General features: G+C 63.4%; 18 protein-coding genes. 11 read left to right on the top strand and 7 right to left on the bottom strand.

Features of this window, described 5'->3' with window-relative positions; translation table 11 throughout:
- Positions 1 to 2 precede the first annotated feature (2 nt).
- The 6 genes from GXP34_11835 to GXP34_11810 all read left to right on the top strand — a co-directional run bounded on the left by GXP34_11835 (position 3) and on the right by GXP34_11810 (position 4,235).
- Positions 3 to 164 carry a hypothetical protein gene (locus tag GXP34_11835; GenBank protein NOY56662.1) on the top strand — a complete coding sequence of 54 codons (162 nt, stop codon included), beginning with the start codon at positions 3 to 5 and terminating at the stop codon, positions 162 to 164.
- Complete coding sequence (locus GXP34_11830; protein NOY56661.1) at positions 161 to 718, top strand: pilus assembly protein; 558 nt, start codon at positions 161 to 163, stop codon at positions 716 to 718. Before GXP34_11835 ends, GXP34_11830 begins: the two co-directional genes overlap by 4 nt.
- Positions 715 to 2,154: a hypothetical protein gene (locus GXP34_11825; protein ID NOY56660.1), complete on the top strand. Its 1,440-nt coding sequence runs from the start codon at positions 715 to 717 to the stop codon at positions 2,152 to 2,154. The genes GXP34_11830 and GXP34_11825 overlap by 4 nt, the downstream gene beginning before the upstream one ends.
- A gap of 7 nt (positions 2,155 to 2,161) precedes the next feature.
- A complete protein-coding gene (locus GXP34_11820; GenBank protein ID NOY56659.1) occupies positions 2,162 to 2,722 on the top strand; it encodes a hypothetical protein in 561 nt (186 codons plus the stop codon).
- 100 nt (positions 2,723 to 2,822) lie between these two features.
- A complete protein-coding gene (locus GXP34_11815) occupies positions 2,823 to 3,698 on the top strand; it encodes a dihydrodipicolinate synthase family protein (protein NOY56658.1) in 876 nt (291 codons plus the stop codon).
- 159 nt (positions 3,699 to 3,857) lie between these two features.
- Positions 3,858 to 4,235 carry an SCP2 sterol-binding domain-containing protein gene (locus tag GXP34_11810; GenBank protein ID NOY56657.1) on the top strand — a complete coding sequence of 126 codons (378 nt, stop codon included), beginning with the start codon at positions 3,858 to 3,860 and terminating at the stop codon, positions 4,233 to 4,235.
- Between the two features lie 159 nt (positions 4,236 to 4,394).
- On the opposite strand, the gene GXP34_11805 is transcribed toward GXP34_11810, so the two are convergent.
- Together GXP34_11805 and mdh are read right to left on the bottom strand one after the other, a co-directional pair.
- The gene (locus GXP34_11805; protein NOY56656.1) at positions 4,395 to 4,679 is read right to left on the bottom strand and encodes an HU family DNA-binding protein; all 285 of its coding nucleotides are present in this window, start codon (positions 4,677 to 4,679) and stop codon (positions 4,395 to 4,397) included.
- A 108-nt stretch (positions 4,680 to 4,787) separates the two neighbouring features.
- Positions 4,788 to 5,723 (bottom strand): malate dehydrogenase, encoded by a 936-nt coding sequence (mdh, locus tag GXP34_11800; GenBank protein ID NOY56655.1) that lies wholly within the window; start codon positions 5,721 to 5,723, stop codon positions 4,788 to 4,790.
- A gap of 136 nt (positions 5,724 to 5,859) precedes the next feature.
- Between mdh and GXP34_11795 the strand changes: the two genes are divergently transcribed.
- From GXP34_11795 to GXP34_11780, 4 genes are all read left to right on the top strand, one after another.
- On the top strand, positions 5,860 to 6,990 hold the full coding sequence (locus tag GXP34_11795) for a DUF4157 domain-containing protein (GenBank protein ID NOY56654.1): 1,131 nt from the start codon (positions 5,860 to 5,862) through the stop codon (positions 6,988 to 6,990).
- A gap of 184 nt (positions 6,991 to 7,174) precedes the next feature.
- On the top strand, positions 7,175 to 7,600 hold the full coding sequence (locus GXP34_11790; protein ID NOY56653.1) for a hypothetical protein: 426 nt from the start codon (positions 7,175 to 7,177) through the stop codon (positions 7,598 to 7,600).
- A complete protein-coding gene (locus GXP34_11785; GenBank protein ID NOY56652.1) occupies positions 7,597 to 8,376 on the top strand; it encodes a hypothetical protein in 780 nt (259 codons plus the stop codon). Before GXP34_11790 ends, GXP34_11785 begins: the two co-directional genes overlap by 4 nt.
- Positions 8,377 to 8,453: 77 nt before the next feature.
- The gene (locus GXP34_11780; GenBank protein ID NOY56651.1) at positions 8,454 to 8,882 is read left to right on the top strand and encodes a hypothetical protein; all 429 of its coding nucleotides are present in this window, start codon (positions 8,454 to 8,456) and stop codon (positions 8,880 to 8,882) included.
- 78 nt (positions 8,883 to 8,960) lie between these two features.
- On the opposite strand, the gene icd is transcribed toward GXP34_11780, so the two are convergent.
- From icd to GXP34_11765, 3 genes are read right to left on the bottom strand one after another with little or no spacing between them, the layout of a single operon-like run.
- Positions 8,961 to 10,163, bottom strand: a complete 1,203-nt coding sequence (gene icd, locus GXP34_11775) for an NADP-dependent isocitrate dehydrogenase (GenBank protein NOY56650.1) — start codon at positions 10,161 to 10,163, stop codon at positions 8,961 to 8,963.
- Between the two features lie 21 nt (positions 10,164 to 10,184).
- Positions 10,185 to 11,030 (bottom strand): bifunctional methylenetetrahydrofolate dehydrogenase/methenyltetrahydrofolate cyclohydrolase FolD, encoded by an 846-nt coding sequence (gene folD / locus GXP34_11770; protein NOY56649.1) that lies wholly within the window; start codon positions 11,028 to 11,030, stop codon positions 10,185 to 10,187.
- 60 nt (positions 11,031 to 11,090) lie between these two features.
- On the bottom strand, positions 11,091 to 11,390 hold the full coding sequence (locus GXP34_11765; GenBank protein ID NOY56648.1) for a hypothetical protein: 300 nt from the start codon (positions 11,388 to 11,390) through the stop codon (positions 11,091 to 11,093).
- An 88-nt stretch (positions 11,391 to 11,478) separates the two neighbouring features.
- Between GXP34_11765 and GXP34_11760 the strand changes: the two genes are divergently transcribed.
- Positions 11,479 to 12,645 carry an MFS transporter gene (locus GXP34_11760; protein ID NOY56647.1) on the top strand — a complete coding sequence of 389 codons (1,167 nt, stop codon included), beginning with the start codon at positions 11,479 to 11,481 and terminating at the stop codon, positions 12,643 to 12,645.
- Between the two features lie 80 nt (positions 12,646 to 12,725).
- Here GXP34_11760 and GXP34_11755 read toward each other — a convergent pair whose 3' ends face one another.
- Positions 12,726 to 14,573: a DUF2207 domain-containing protein gene (locus GXP34_11755; protein ID NOY56646.1), complete on the bottom strand. Its 1,848-nt coding sequence runs from the start codon at positions 14,571 to 14,573 to the stop codon at positions 12,726 to 12,728.
- A 2-nt stretch (positions 14,574 to 14,575) separates the two neighbouring features.
- On the bottom strand, positions 14,576 to 15,196 hold the full coding sequence (locus tag GXP34_11750) for a LemA family protein (protein ID NOY56645.1): 621 nt from the start codon (positions 15,194 to 15,196) through the stop codon (positions 14,576 to 14,578).
- Positions 15,197 to 15,233: the final 37 nt, after the last annotated feature.

Here is a 15,233-nt window from a genome sequence, read left to right as displayed (position 1 = left end):
TCATGAGATCTCGTGACGACCGGGACATCGCCGTCCTCCGGTTCGCAACCACGTTCAAGGCCTTCGCCGTTGCAGTTCTCATCGCGTCGTGTAGATTCCATGGCTGGGCCAGTGGCGCGATGATGCCGCCACGCTGGGAGACAGCCCTGGGAGGAAACGAGTGAGACCTCTTCGCGGGCAAAACCGTCGCCAAGACGGAGCGACGCTCGTCGAGTTCGCCTTGGTCATGCCGCTCATCATGCTCCTCTTCATCGGAATCATGGAGTTCGGCATGTCCTTCTACGACTTCCTCACCGTCGAACAGGCCGCACGCGAAGGAGTCCGCACAGGCGCGTTCGTGGGGACGGCGCCAGACGCCGACTGCCAGATCATGACAAGCATCGTCGATTTTCTCCCCAACGGCTTCCTCGATCGCGTCGACCGCTTCGAGATCTACGAGGCGACCTCCGATGGTGACCAGATCGCGTCGCGCACGAACACATGGACCTACACGGGCGGCGATCCGGATCCGTGCGCCAATCCTCTCCTGAACTGGAGCGTCGTCGAACAGTGGCCCTCGTCCACGCGACAGACCGCTGCCGGTTCACAACCACTGGACATCATCGGCATCCGCATCCAGATGACGCACAATTGGATCACCGGCTTCCCGCCCTTCACCGGGAGCTACGTCATCGACGAGAGCACCATCCTGCGCATGGAACCGGAGGCGTTCGAATGAGGTCGCGACTGCGGAAACTCCTGCGACTCGAGACATCCGAGAACGGAGCCGTCCTCGTATGGGCGGCCGGTTCGCTCGTCGTGCTCCTCGCATTCGCAGCGCTCTCCGTCGACCTCACATGGCTGTACCTCAACTCGTCCAGACTGCAGAACGCCGCCGACTCAGCCGCACTCGCAGGGGTGGTGAACCTGCCCGGTTTCCTGGATCAGGCCCAGAACGACGCCGACGCCGCCGCGGCCGCCAACGGGTATCCGGGAGGAGGCGTCCAACTCATCCCACTCGCCGACAACAGCCTCCAGGTGGTGCTGACCACCACCGTGCCCACCTATCTCCTGCGCATCATCGGGTTCGACCAGTTCACGATCACCAGAACGTCGACCGCCCAATACATCAAACCCGTGCCGATAGGCAGCCCCGACAACTGCTTCGGCGAAGCGCCGGTCAATCCCCCGGGCACCAACTGCACCGGTGGAGATCCGAATTTCTGGGCCGCGATCTCCGGTCGTCTCACCAACAAGTTCAACGGGGATGCATTCGCGACCGAATTCTGGGATGACCCGTGGTCCGGAAGCCACTTCAACAACTCCCAGTACCGGCCGGCCGGCTACTACTACGGCATCGAAGTGGCACCCGGCTCTTCAAACCTCAAGGTTCACATCTACGATGCCGGGTTCTACGAACGAGGCAACTTCAGCTATCAGACGGGCGATCGCGCCCAAGACGATGGTGGAGGAACCGATACCCACTTCGAACTGTACGAGCCGGATACCACGCCACTCGACCCGACCGACAACCTTCCCATCGCCGGCTGCCGGTTCGACATCCCCAGCGGCTCCTATGCCTCCACCTACAAGAACCGCTGGGCAGAGCTCTGCGATGTCGGCGGCACGTTGACACCGGGCATCTATGTCCTGCGAGTCTGGACCACCGGAGATCTCGGCGGCACGAACCAGTACTCGGTCCATGCCTCGGTTTCCTCGGGATCGAACCCACACGTCTACGGCATCAACGACATCTCGATCTTCACCAATCAACCGGGCGCCACCGGGATACTGAACCTGGCGAAAGTCGAACAGCTCCATGCGGGCAAGAGGCTCGAGCTGCACTTCTACGACCCGGGCGAAGACAACGGCAACGCCTACATGACCGTCAAGATGCCCGATGGTACGACGGCCCAGTGCTCATGGTTCTCCGAGGATGAGAACGGCACCATCACCGGAAGCAGCAGCAGCGGGCCGTGCAGGATTCAGACCTCGGACGGCAGCCCCATCTTCAACGGCCAATGGGTCACGGCAAACGTCGAGATTCCGTCGAGCTACACGTGCTCATCCGATTGCTGGTGGTACATGGAAATCGAACTCAACCAGCCACACGACAGAACGACCTGGATGGCCCGGATCATCGGCAACCCGGTCCGACTGATCCCGAACCCTTGATGACACGATGAAGCGGATCCGCAACGAACAAGGCGTCGCCGTCATCGAAGCCGCATTGATCCTCAGCCTGCTGCTGCTCGTGGCCCTTGGGAGCGTCGAGTGGGGCATGGGGCTTCGCGACTGGCTGAGTGTCACGGCCGGCACGCGCGAAGGCGCTCGGGTTGGGGCGGCCGCCGGTGACGAGTCCGGTGCCGACTGCGCCATCCTCGAAGCGACCGCCGGGGCGATTCGTGACATCAGTGGCGCGGTCGTTGAAGTGTGGATCTACAAATCCGACGAATCCGGCACGATCGGACCCCGCCAACGATACCGTCCGTTCGTGAGCGGGGACGACGGAGCGTTCCTCCGCTGCGGCACATGGTTCGCGCTGGAGGAGAACTGGCCTGAGGCGGTGCGAGACAACGACGGATCCGACAGGGACTGGCTCGGAACCCGTGTGGTCTTCGACCATGACTGGCTCACCGGTTTCGCGTGGTTCTCCGGCTCCGTGTGCAACAGAGACCCTGTCGTCAACACCTGCTGGGCTGCGGACACGGTGATGCACATCGAGCCGGACCCGACTCCCTGAGCCGACAGGACGCTGTCCGAGAACACGCGAGGATCGGACCCTGGGACATCCTCGAGCCATTCGTTCCGGTGCGTCTTCGCCAGGTAGTAGCCTCACGCCGATGCAACCACCCCGCCTGATGCCTGCGCTCGTCACACCGTTCACTCGAACCGGTGATCTGGACCTCGATGCCCATCGACACAACCTGACCACACTCACCGAGCGGAAGATCAAAGGCTTCCTGATCGCCGGTTCGACCGGTGAAGGCCCCTACCTGGAACCCGGAGAGCGCCAGGCCCTTCTCGACACTGCACGGAACGCGCTCGGCAACAAGACCTTTCTGCTGTGCGGCATCGCCGCGGAAACGGTTCGAACGGCCGTCCGGCAGACCGCCGAGGCCGTCGAAGCCGGTGCCGACGCCATCCTCGCCATGACCCCGACCACCCTTGCCCGAGGCAACCATGCTGCCGTCCGCCGGTTCTTCCTCGCCCTGGCCGACGCCTCTCCCCTGCCGGTGATGATCTACTCGGTCCCTCCGTGGACCGCCTACGAGATCCCCACCGACCTGGTCGTCGAACTGTCACACCATGCCAACATCGTCGGCATGAAAGACTCCGGAGGCGACGTCGCGCGGATGGCCCGCCTCGTGCAAGAGACTCCGGTGGACTTCCTGTTGTTCACCGGAGCGACCCGGTCCATCACCTTCTGCGTGACTGCGGGTGCCTACGGCGCGATCACTGCCTCGTCCAACTACCTCACGGCCACGGTCCTCGACGTCATCGCAAAGACACGTCGGTCTCCCAGGAGCGCGCTGTCGGATCAGGCGGAACTGACCAGGATCGCCTCGGCGGTCGAGGCCTACAGGATCCCCGGCGTGAAGGCCGCCGCCGAGATGGTCGGGCTCCGACCCGGCTACCCACGGGTACCGCTCGCAAAGCTCGGCGCCAGAGATGTCAAGAAGATCAAGCGAGCCCTTCTGCCGATCCTGGGTGATTGACCAACCGAAGCACGCATGGGCTTCCATCTCATCGTCCGCACCCGGTTCGACCATGTCCGTCGATGGATGAGTGAGATCGTCCGGACACCGACTGCTTGCAATCGCAAGCACCGGGCCCGAACCCTGCTAGCCTGGCAACAGGGAGAAAGAAAGGAAGCCATGGCATTCACATTCCTCACCGACGAATGGGCCGCTGCCGTCACCGAAGCACTCAAGGCGAGCGACGCTTTCACCTCGGCGGCCAACATGAGCCTCCAGTTCGTCGTTACCGATGCACCCGAAGGCGAAGCGAAGTTCTACATGGACGCCACCGGCGACACGCCGGTACAGAGAATCGGCGCTATGGAGAACCCGGACGTCACGATCACATCCAGCTACGAGACCGCGTCGAAGATCTTCAAGGGCGATCTCAACACGCAGATGGCCTTCATGACCGGCAAGATCAAGGTGGCCGGCAACATGGCCAAACTCATGACCCAGCAGGCCGCCCTCGGCCATTACGCCTCGGCCACCGCCGGCCTGGACGTCGAGTACTGAGAGCCATCTGAACCCTGGGTTCGTAGGGGTCATCACGACACCCCTGAACCCTGGGTTCGCAGCGGTCATCACGACACCCCTGAACCCTGGGTTCGCAGACACGGAACAAGGAAGTGGGCGACCCCCGGGGGTCGCCCACTCCTCGCGCTTGCCGATCGCCTACTTGCGGCGTTTGGCGACCTCGTCCTTGAGGCCCTTCCCCGGGTGGAACTTCGGGACGAACTTGGTCTTGATGTACAGACTCTCACCCGTCGCCGGGTTCAAGCCCTTCCGGCCCGGTCGCTTCACCGATTCGAAGCTCCCGAATCCGGTCACCTGTACTCGATCACCCTTCTTCATGGCCTTGGTGATCTCACCGAACACCGTCTCGACCGCCGCGTGGGCAGCCTTCTTGCTGATGCCTGCGGCATCGGCGACCTTCTCTACGAGGTCTCCCTTGTTCATACGACCGCCTCCTGGCAGAGAACTACAATATTGTGATTCTGGCAGGACCACACCCCGATTACAACGAAAGCCCCCGCACATCGGGGGCTTTCGTTCCTTCCCGTGTGGTCACAGAGCGATGCTGTGCAAGTCTTCGATCTTGGCCTTGACCGCCACGGCGGCCTCTCGCAGTGCCTCCAACTCGGAGTCGGTGATGTCCAGTTGGACGATCTCCTCGACGCCCTTGGCTCCCAGCTTGGCAGGAACACCCAGGTACACGTCCTCGACACCGTACTCGCCAGACGTCCACGCGCACACCGGCATGACTTCGCCCGTGTCCTGCAGAATCGCCTTGACCATGTGTGCGGCCGCCGCAGACGGGGCGAAATAGGCGCTCCCGGTCTTCAGCAGCCCGACGATCTCCGAGCCACCTTTGCGGGTACGCTCGACGATCGCCTCGATCTGCTCCGGTGTCAACACCTCGGTCAGCGGCTTGCCTGCAACCTTCACCTGTGACGGCACCGGCACCATCGTCGGTCCGTGACTGCCCAACGTGAGCGCCTCGATCTCGAGCACGTCGACACCACTCACCTCCGAGACGAAGTGCACGAACCGTGCCGTGTCCAACATGCCTGCCTGACCCATGACCTTGTTGTGCGGCAGACCGGATACCTCGGCAGCCAGTGTCGTCATGTGATCGAGTGGATTGGTGACCACGACCAGCGTCGCCTCCGGTGAGTAACGGACGATCTGCTCGACGACACTCTTGACGATCTTGGCATTCACCTCGAGCAGGTCCATCCTGCTCATGCCCGGCTTACGGGGAAGCCCGGCGGTGATCACCACGACTTCACTGCCTGCGGTATCTGCGTAATCGTTCGTCCCGACGACCAACGTACGGTATTTCTCGATCGGCCGGGACTCGTTCATATCGAGGGCAAGCCCCTGTGGAAGACCCTCGACGATGTCCGTCATGACGACTTCGTCGGCAAGATCCATCTGGGCGATGCGCATCGCCGTCAGCGACCCGTACTTGCCCGCCCCGACAACCGTGACCTTTCTCATAGTGCCAACTCCTTGGCTCGCGACCTCTCACTCAAGGCTAGTGCAATCAGAACCTGTCTCAGCCGGACACAGACAACGCCCGAGCATGCTCTCGATGGCATCGATCAATCCCCGCCTGCATCTACCATCTGCCACCGTGCGACGCCTTCTCATCCTCATCTTCGCAACCATGGTCGTGGCCTGTGGGGCCCCGGTCACGACGAGCTCGACCACGGCTCCGGGATCATTCGACCTCAACGATACCGACCTGCTCACCCGCCTCGGATCGCCTCCGTTCACCGACGTCGTGTGGCAACGCACGGTACACGACCTCACCGTCGTCGGGTCACGGCCACATCCCGATCCGGCCGAACTCGAGCTCCTCGACGCCGCACTCTCCGATCTGCCCGAAGCACTCTGGGAGATTGGCGCCCCACGATCCATCATCCGTATCGGATCGGCTCCGGAAGAAGAGCACGTCGGCAACGCCGTCGCCTTCACGAGTGGACCCGACATCTACCTCGTCGACCGGACGTTCGAACCCAACAGGGGCCGCACCACCCGCCTCGACCTCGCACGCGCCCTCGCCCACGAATTCGCGCACGTGGCACAGTTTCGCGCCCTCGACCCCGCCTACATCCAGGCCGCACTCGACGGCGACATCGCCCGCGTCGACCCCGCCGACGGATCGGACCTCGTCATCTCCTTCGCCGGCCGGACCGGCTGGATCAACGAATCCGCCGATCCCCTCCACGCGGACTGGCGACTCGAAGGTCGGGCGGCGACCGAGTACGGGCGAACCGGACCGGCCGAAGACATGGCCGAATCGGTTGCCATGCTCGTGCTGGGTCGAGCCAACTGGATTCCACCGGACCATGGCGAATGGGTGGCGAAGTGGCTCGACACGTCGATCAGGCGACTCGCCGCCGGCAACCCGTGGATCCCTGCCGGTTCCGCCGAAGTCGCCGCCGACAAGGACCTCTACGACAAACAGGCCGCAGACAAGGCGGCACCGCGTGCCACCCACACCGAGGCCCATTACTTCACGCTCCCCGCAAGCGCTCCGAGCCATGTCGCCCTCGGCGCCGACATCGAGCGCAAACTCCTCCAGCGAGGCTTCGGAGGCAGCTTCACCCGGATCAACGATGACCGGCTCCCCCACTACCAGGGCAGTTTCTCCCGCCCCGACGGTGTCCGGTTCTGGGTCGAACTGTGGGACTTCCGGGAAGCGACCGGCTTGTCGTCGACACCCGCCGTCCCCATCCTCGTGTACGTCGAACTCTGGTAGCCCAGCCGGCGGCAGATCTCTGCGAACCCAGGGCTCAGGGGGGTCGCCACGACCCCTACGAGCCCAGGGTTCAATGAGGTGCGGCTGATCGCCGACCACCAGGTCTTACAAACCTCGAACATCTCGCTCACAGTGAGCACACAGCCGCATCCGATCCTGTCTTCAGATGATGAAAGGAGACAGAATGCGATCGAGAGCCGGCCTCTGGGCCACCGTCGCCGTAGGCGGCGCCCTGGCATTGACCGCTTGTGGGCCGATCACCGGACCGCAGGCCGTCGCAGGGACCTCCGCCGCCACGACGCAGTCCCAGCCGGCCGCACCAACTACGAGTAACCCGGCCACCGTGACCACGCAACCCGATGGAGCGGAGACGGCAACCACGCAACCAGCGGGAGCGGCAACGGCGGAAACGGCGACGACGCAACCCGCGGGAGCGGCAACGGCGGAGACGGCAACCACGCCTACAACCACGACCACGGCAGCACAACTGACCGAGGAAGACGTCACTGTCGACCTGAGCGACATCGATGACATGCTCACAGACCTGGATCGCCTCTTCGGCGACCTGGACTCCAGCTTCAACCAAAACGAAGGAGATGCAACCCCATGATCAAGAGAACCATCACTGCAGCCGTGGCACTGAGCCTCGTGCTCGCCCTGCCAGGCGTTGCCATGGCAGAGACCGCCGGTGAACCGGCCTCCGGCGGAACGGTCGCCGAGCAAACGGTGGACACCCAGCGGCCCGGCGTCGTCGACAGGATCAAGGCACGCGCCCAGCGGGCCATCGACAGACGCTTTGAGACGATCGACAGGCTACGGAGGGCCCTCAACGAGAGAGGGCACACAACCACCCGCCACAAGGCGGACCTGTTCGTCGATCTGAACCAGGCCGAAGCAGGGCTCCGGACTCTCTCGAGAGAGATCCAGGCGGCGACCACGGTCGATCAGCTTCAGGTCCTCGTGCCCAAGATCGCCACCGACTTTCGGATCTATCTGGTCGTTGCACCGAAGATCCGCGAAGTGATCGCCGGTGACACGGCCGTCTGGGCAGTCAACAACCCGGCAACGGACGCGTACGAGAGGATCTCTGCAGCCGTCGACAGGGCCGATCAGGCCGGCTACGACGTGACCGAGGCCCAGGCCGCGCTTCAGGAAATGATGACACACATGACCAAGGCCGAAGCGTACGCCGGCCCGGTCCCGAACCAGGTCATCGGCCTGCAGGCGAGCGACTGGGAGAACCCGGCCAGGACGCTGCTCAGACAGGGACGGGACAGTCTCATTCAGGCGAGGGACGAACTCCGGGCGGCCAGGGATTCCGCCAAGGCGGCGGTTCAGGCGCTGCGCGACGCGATCCGTGACGCGTCGACCGACGCCGCTGCGTAACCGCACCCGAAACCGGAATGTGTTGAGCCCCCTTCAATGGGGGCTCAATGCTGTACGGTTGCTCTGAGAGGTGTTCCATGGATGCAACGCATCGCAGGTTCGCGACCGAATGCTTCAACGCAGCGTGGGACCTGCTCGAGAAGCCGGACCGCACTCCCGAGGAGGTCGATGAGATGCTCGATCTCGCCCATGCCTCCCGTTGGCACTGGACTCAGACCAAGGATTGCACCCCGCGAGACCTCGCGGTCGGGGCGTGGCAACTCTCGAGGGTGTATGCGGTTGCAGGCCGTCCGGACGAGGCACTCCATCATGGACAGGTTTCACTCCGTCTGTGTCAGGACAACGACCTCTCGGCCTTCCATGAAGGCTATGCATACGAGGCGCTCGCCCGGGCTGCATCCGGCGCCGACCGGGCACGATACCTCGCCGACGCTCGCGACCTCGCGTCGAGAGTGGAGGACCAAGAGCACCGCGAAGCACTGCTGGCGGATCTGGCAACCGTGTAGACGCCGAGACGCAAGCCACTTCCCCCGCCACGGGAGGCAAAGTCGGGAAGGCGCCTTCACGCCTCCCCGAGAACGTTTCTACATCCGTTCGACCATCGCCTGCGCGAACTCGGATGTCTTCACCTTCGTCGCGCCGTCCATGAGACGGGCGAAGTCGTAGGTGACGATCTTGTCGGCAATTGCGGCCTTGAGGCCTTTGACGATCAGATCCGCCACGTCATCCCAGCCGAGATACCGGAACATCATCTCGCCGGACAGGATCAGCGACCCAGGGTTCACCTTGTCCATACCGGCGTACTTCGGTGCGGTTCCGTGGGTCGCCTCGAACAGTGCGATCCCGTTCTCGTAGTTGATGTTGCCTCCCGGGGCGATCCCGATCCCACCGACCTGCGCGGCCAGCGCATCCGAGAAATAGTCGCCATTCAGATTGAGCGTGGCGATCACCTCGTACTCCGCCGGTCGGGTGAGAATCTGCTGAAGGAACGCGTCGGCGATCACATCCTTGACGAGCAGCTTGTCGCCGGGCTCACCCCCACAGTCTTCCCAGCTCACCGCGACGTCGGAGAACTCGTCCTTGACGAGCTCGTAGCCCCACGTGCGGAACGCGCCTTCGGTGAACTTCATGATATTGCCCTTGTGGACGAGCGTCACCGACGTACGATTGCTCTCCAACGCATAGTTCATCGCCGCCCGGACGAGACGCTTGGACGCCGTCTCGGACACCGGTTTCAGGCCGAGGCCGCTGTCGGGGCGGATATCCCAGCCGAACCGGGACTTCATGAACTCGAGCAGACTCTTCGCTTCCGGCGAGCCTTCTTCGAGTTCGCGGCCTGCGTAGACGTCCTCGGTGTTCTCACGAAAGATCACCATATCGACGAGTTCGGGATGCTTCACCGGCGAGGGGACACCGTCGAAATACCGTACGGGCCGCAGGCACACGTACAAATCCAGGGTCTGCCGGAGCGCAACATTGAGGCTTCGAATTCCACCGCCAACCGGTGTCGTCAACGGACCCTTGATACTGACCAGGTACTCGCGGAACGCGTCCACCGTCTCCGAGGGAAGCCACTCGCCTGCCTCGTCGTACGCCTTCTGACCGGCAAGTACCTCTTTCCACCCAATGCGGCGATGACCGCCGTAGGCCTTCTCCACCGCCGAGTCGAAGACAAAGCGGGATGCCCGCCAGATGTCGGGGCCGGTACCGTCACCCTCGATGAAGGGGATGATCGGATTGTCGGGAACGACGAGTCCGTCGGGTCCCATCGTGATCGGTAGCGCCATGTTGATCTCCTTTCAGACGGATTATCCCACGTGCATTCGGGCCGCAGTCGCGGTGTTGCGCATCAGCATGGCAACGGTCATCGGCCCGACCCCTCCAGGGACCGGGGTGATCCATCCCGCCACTTCGGCGACCGCGTCGAAATCGACATCGCCGACGAGTCCTTCTTCGGTGCGGTTGATTCCGACGTCGATGACGGCGGCCCCAGGTTTCACGTCGTCTGCGCCGATCATCTTGGCTCTGCCGACCGCAGCAACGAGGATGTCTGCCTCCCGCGTGACTTCGCTCAGGTTGCGAGTTCGGGAGTGCGCCATCGTGACTGTGGCATCGGTGCCCTTGAGGCCCAGCAGGAGACCGAGCGGACGTCCCACAAGAAAGGACCGCCCGACGATCACCGCCCGAGCACCCGACGTCTCGATGCCGTAGTGATCGAGGATGCGCATCACACCCTGAGGTGTGCACGGCACCAGTCTGGGCCGTTCCAGGGCGAGAAGGCCAAGGTTGTAAGGATGGAGCCCATCGACGTCCTTGCCGGGGTCGATCAGGGAAGTGATCCTCTGCTCGTCGAGATGGTCGGGCAAGGGAAGCTGCACGATGATTCCGTCGACGGCGGTGTCGGCGTTGAGCCGGGACACGAGCGCCTCGAGATCATCCTGGGTGACATCTGCGGGGACCTCGTTGTGAATCGAAGTGATGCCTACCTTGCCCGCGATCCGCCGCTTGCTGCGGACGTACACATGAGACGCCGGATCGTCGCCTACCAGCACCGTGGCCAGCCCCACTTCTTTCGGTATCGTCGCAACCATCTCGGCGACCTCTTCCCGAACGGCCGCCGCCACTTCTTTTCCGTCGAGTATGCGGGCACTCAATGGGGATACCCCCCTCCTAACCGTAGGCCCGTGCATCTCCACGGGCGTGCTCTCGATTGCTCAGAACGAAACGGCCTGCATGAGCCTGGTCTCGATCTTGTCCAGAAAGGAGGCCGGCTCCGGATCGATGGCGGCTCGGAGCGGAGACGCGTAGTACGCATCGGTGAGCGCGCCGATCCCGCCGGGCTCATCCGTCGAGACGATCCAGACGAACTTGTTCTCCTCGGGAATGGTCCACACCCCCACGACGTCGAATCCGACGCTGCGACGGGCTTCGACAACCGCTGGAAAGATCGCCAAGAACTCGCTCATCTTCCCTTCGGCCACCTCGTACATGCGGAGCTGGTATTCCTTGGCCATTGCCTCTCCTTACTCCTTGTGAGCCTAACCGCGACGTCGGTGGCCGAATCCGTGTCGACACGAGGCGGCGCGTGTATAGGCTCCCTGGATGCCCAAACTGCTGACGAGACGCTTCACCCTTGCGTGGCTTGCGAATCTCTCCCAGGCGATGGCATGGGCACTGTTCATCCACTTCCCCGGATTCCTGCTCGGGCTCGGGGCGAGCGAGGTCGAGATCGGTCTGCTGATAGGACTCACCGCCCTGGCGTCGGTGGTCGTTCGCCCGTGGGTGGGCCGGGCCATGGACGTCTACGGACGTCGTCCTGTGATCATCGTCGGAAACCTGGGCAATATCGCCACGCTCACCCTGTATCTGACGGTGACCGGTCTCGGCCCATGGATCTATGTGGTACAGATCCTTCACGGCTTCGCGACAGCTCTGCTGTTCACGTCACTGTTCACCTATGGGGCAGACCAGGTACCGTCTGCGAGAAGGACGGAAGGGCTCGCCCTCTTCGGGGTCTCCGGGCTCCTGCCGATCGCCCTCGGCGGTCTGCTCGGCGATATCATCCTCGGAGCCGGACCCTTCACCCACCTGTTTCTCACCGCACTCGGATTCGCCGGGTTCGCTCTTCTCCTCTCTCTCCCGCTTCACGATGCTCCCAGAGGCACGTCGGTCCCTCTGCGCTTCTGGGCATCGGTGACAGCCCCCGACCTGCAGCCGCTGTGGTGGCTGACCTTCGTGTTCGCGGTGGCGCTCACCGCCTATTTCACATTCCTGAAGACGTTCGTGGTCGAGACCGGGATCGGATCGGTTGGCGCATTCTTCGCCGCCTACTCGGGTATCGCAATCGCGCTGCGCCTCTTCGCGGGCTCCCTACCCGATCGTGTGGGCCAGATGAAGGTGCTGTACCCGGCGCTCGCCTCGGCAACGATCGGCTTCGTCGTGCTCGCACTCGCCGGCAGCGGCACCGCGGTCGTCGTCGCCGGTCTCCTGTGTGGAACAGGACATGCGTACGCGTTCCCCATCATGCTCGCCCTGGTCGTGACCCGTTCCCGAAAAGCCGACCGCGGCTCTGCCATCGCCATCTTCACCGGTCTCTTCGACCTGGGTGCCCTCATCGGCGCGCCTGCACTCGGCGCGGCGATCCACTTCGGTAGCTACCAGACGATGTTCTTCACCGCGGCGGCCTGGACGCTGCTGGGCACGGCCGTGTTCGCCCACTGGGATCGGAGACGGGAACGTGCTCGGCCCTCCACGTCGGCACCGACATGACGTCGTACGGCCGGCAGAAATGAGTTTCCTGTCAATGCAAGCGTCGGCATTCGACGCCTGCATTGACAGGAAAGCGGGTGTCACCAGGCGCCGCCGCCACCACCCCCGCCGCCGCCACCTCCGCCGCCGCTGAAACCCCCTCCCCCGCCGGACGACGAGGGTGCGGCGAACGCACCGCTCAGAGCACTCCCAACAGCGGCGAGCGCGTTGGTGCTGTGTCCACCGGAGTACCCCTGGGTTCCGTACCAGTACAGACTGCTCTGCTGCTCCAATTCCGGGGGCGCCTGCAACCGGGCCGCCTTCAGGACGTCCTCGGCGACTCCGAGCGCCACCGCGTAGACGAGGTAACGATCCCATAGAGTCAGGGAGATCGCCGGCGCTTCCTCGAGACGACTGAAGTCCTGCAGATACCGCCGGAACGCCTCCCAACGAACCGCCAGTTGCGCACCCGCGCCGGTGCGCTTCACCCAACCCTTCCTGGCGACGGCAAACACGCCGAGGATGGTCGAGTTGACGAAGAATGCCAGCAGCAGACCCGGAACGAGGACCGACCCCCACCTGCTCTCCGACAGTGGGGCAAGCGCGAACATCCCGATGAAGATCAGCCCGAACATGACACCGCCGATGACCCACATCGGCTTGGTGCCGGAGGTGTCCAGCAGCCTTCGACGGATCAACGCCTTTCTGGCTTCCTTCTGGAACACCTTGTATGTCTCGGCATTCGCCGCAGCGTCCTCTCTGATCAGATCTCTGAACTCGGTCAGCGGCTGGGGACCCGAGGCAAGGACTCTCTTCATCACCGTCACAACGGGGCGCTCTGCGGCGGTCAGTGCCATGCTCGTGTCACCAAGTCCGATCTCCAGGTCGGAGATCTGCTCGGTTCGCAAGCCACCCCACGTCTTGCGCTCGATCGTGACGGGCCTCGCAGTCAGAACACCTTTACGGATCAGATCGAACATGGTTGCGGTGAACTCCGGGATACCGACCGTTCCCTGGGAGAGAAGCCCACCGACGATCACCGGCGGATCGTCCGATGGCGGTTCCTGCTCATACTCACGGTCATAGTCGACTCGCGGCTCTCGACCGTAGCGCAGGTAGAGCCAGGCGACGGCGCCCAGTGCGGGTACGAACGTGATGGCCACGAGGGCGATGGCCAAGAAGCGCATCGCGGCTCGATCGCGAGAAGCGCGAGCTGCTTCGGCCTTCTCCTCCGCGAGGATCTGTGGCAAGCCGTCCCCTGCGATCTCGGTCGCGCCGGATGTCGAGCTCAAGGCGGATCGTGGGAACACGACGCGCATCTCGACGAACTGTTGGGCCGGGATTCCGCTCGCCTCGAGTGTGGGCGAGGCGCCGCCCGCGCCGAGAGAGGTTGAACCGTTGACACTCGCTGGATGCCCCCACACCCGGACATCGGACGGCGTATCGGGCAGGGTCATCGTCGCAGTGAGCGAGTCGAGTCCGCCTTTCCACTGGTCGCCCCACACCTGGAGGTTGACATCGACGACATCGTCATAGGCTTTGGTCAGCCCGAGAAAGCGATATGACACCGTGAACGTACGCTGCTCGTTGGCTGCGGCATAGTGCCAGACGATGCGTACGAGGTTGCCCTGCCGTACGACGCCGAATGTGTCGGGAGCGCCGGCGGAACCGAGTTCTGCGGACGCACCAGGTTGATAGACGGTGCCGTCTTCCGACACCGATACGTCGACGATCTCCTCACCGGGGCCGAGGGGAATATCGCGATAGGCGCCGCCGAATGCGCCGTCGAAGTCGAAGGTGATGCGTTCGGTCACGAGAAGGGATCCATCGGTCTGCACCTGCACCTCGACGACGGCGCGCGTCGTGTCGAATCCTCTGGCCGCGGCGGGACCGGCAAGGACGGCGACGGCAAGGGCCGCCAGAAGTGTGACGACACCGATTCGGCGCACGATCAGAAGCTCACCTGAGGGGCCTGGTCGGCCTCATCGGGTGCATCGAAGTACTCACGCGTCTCGAACCCCGCAATTCCGGCCACGATGTTCGACGGAACGGTCTGAACCCGGTTGTTGAGGCTCAGCACCGAGTCGTTGTAGATCTGGCGAGCAACCGCGATCTTGTTCTCCGTGTCGGTGAGTTGGGCCTGAAGCTCGGAGAAGTTCACACTCGCCTTGAGTTCCGGGTACGCCTCGGCGAGCGCGAACAGTTGCCGCAGGGCAGCGGTCAGCATGTTCTCGGCCTGGGCCTTCTCTTGGACACTGCTCGCGGCCATTGCCCGGTTGCGGGCGGCGACAACCTGTTCAAAGGTGGATTTCTCGTGAGCGGCATACCCCTTGACCGTCTCGACGAGGTTGGGAATCAAGTCGTACCTACGTTTGAGCTGCACGTCGATCTGCGCCCACGCGTTGTCGGTGCGGTTCCGGAGCTTGACCAGGCTGTTGTACATGCCGAAGAACCACACGGCAAGCGCGACAACGATGATGATGAACACGGTCACGGTTTCCCTCGCTTTGGTGACGTTCCACGAGTCTACGAGAACCCCCTTCAAGATTCTCGTCAATGGACGCGTCGCCATTCGACGCCGGCATTGACGAGAAAAGAGAGGCTGAATT

The sequence above is a fragment of the Actinomycetota bacterium genome, assembly GCA_013152275.1.
Lineage (GTDB): Bacteria > Actinomycetota > Acidimicrobiia > Spongiisociales > UBA4744 > BMS3Bbin01.
The sequence above is the reverse complement of the archived record's forward strand: the minus strand, read 5'-3'. Positions and strand labels throughout refer to the sequence as shown.